This window comes from Enterococcus sp. FR204 (assembly GCF_031143325.1).
Taxonomy (GTDB): Bacteria; Bacillota; Bacilli; order Lactobacillales; family Enterococcaceae; genus Enterococcus_B; species Enterococcus_B faecium.
In genome coordinates, this window is record NZ_JAKZIW010000099.1 from 1 (window position 1) to 1,220 (window position 1,220).

Annotated in this window: 1 protein-coding gene; it reads left to right on the top strand. The window is 33.4% G+C overall.

From position 1 onward, the window contains the following. Positions 1 to 79 precede the first annotated feature (79 nt). Positions 80 to 1,206 (top strand): IS3 family transposase gene (locus RG571_RS11975; RefSeq protein ID WP_113808658.1). Its coding sequence is split into 2 segments (ribosomal slippage): positions 80 to 308 and positions 308 to 1,206, totalling 1,128 coding nucleotides; the frame shifts between segments, so codons are not numbered across the junction. Positions 1,207 to 1,220 lie beyond the last annotated feature (14 nt).

Here is a 1,220-nt window from a genome sequence, read left to right on the forward strand (position 1 = left end):
TGGTGTTAGTATCAAATCTTAGACAGCTTTTCGTAGAGACAAGAATAAATTAAACTTATCTACGAGAGGATGAATTTTTATGACCCGATATGAAGAAAATTTTAAACAAATGATTGTTGAACTGAATCAAACTGGACGTTCTGTTCGAGGGTTAGCGAAAGAATATGGCTTATCTGAAGCAACGATTTACAAATGGAAGAATTTATATTTACCTGATCAGTCCACAGGACTGACTGGAAAAGAAGTAGCTGAACTGAGAAAAGAAAATGCTCGTTTAAATGAGGAACTTGAAATCTTAAAAAAAGCCGCAGCCATATTCTCTCGGAAAACCTAAATTCGCTTGTTCAATTTATTGAAAAATGGTGTAAGGATTACACTGTTTCTTTGTTGTGTCGGTTATTAGAAATCCCTAGAAGTGTCTATTATTTTTATAAGAATAAACCGTTGACAGCTACAGAAATCAGAAATAATAAGTTGAAAAAGAAGATTTCAACAATTTTTTTTACGAATAAACAACGCTATGGTGCCACAAAGATCCATCAAGTTTTATTAAAAGAAGGGATTTCAGTATCTCTTAAACATGTCCAAAAGCTAATGAAACAATTAAATTTAAGGTCGATTGTAGTTAAAAAATATAGACCTCAAAGGTCTAATAAACCGATCATTTCAAAAGAGAATCTCTTAAATCAGGACTTTTCTACTGAAACGATCTGTGAGAAATGGGCAGCTGACATTACGTACATTCCTACTAAGAAAAATGGTTGGTGTTACTTATCTTCAATCATGGATTTACACACGAAAAGAATTATTAGTTATACATTTTCAAAACGAATGACTGTGGATTGTGTCATTCAAACATTGAATAAAGCAAAAATACATTATCACATTCCAGAAGGAATGATTCTACACACTGACTTGGGCAGCCAATACACAGCAAGAGAAGTGGAACAATGGCTTAAAACCAACAAAATAAGGCATTCTTATAGTAGAAAAGGAACACCTTATGATAATGCTGGAATCGAATCTTTCCATGCCTCATTGAAAAAAGAAGAAGTCTACACGACTAGCTACTCAGATTTTGAAGAAGCAAATCGAGCGCTATTTAGCTACATTGAAGGATTTTATAACCGAAATCGAATCCATAGCTCGATTCACTATCTAACCCCACAGGAATTTGAAGAATTAGCAAAAGAAAAAATGGCTTAACCGTCTCTACTAAA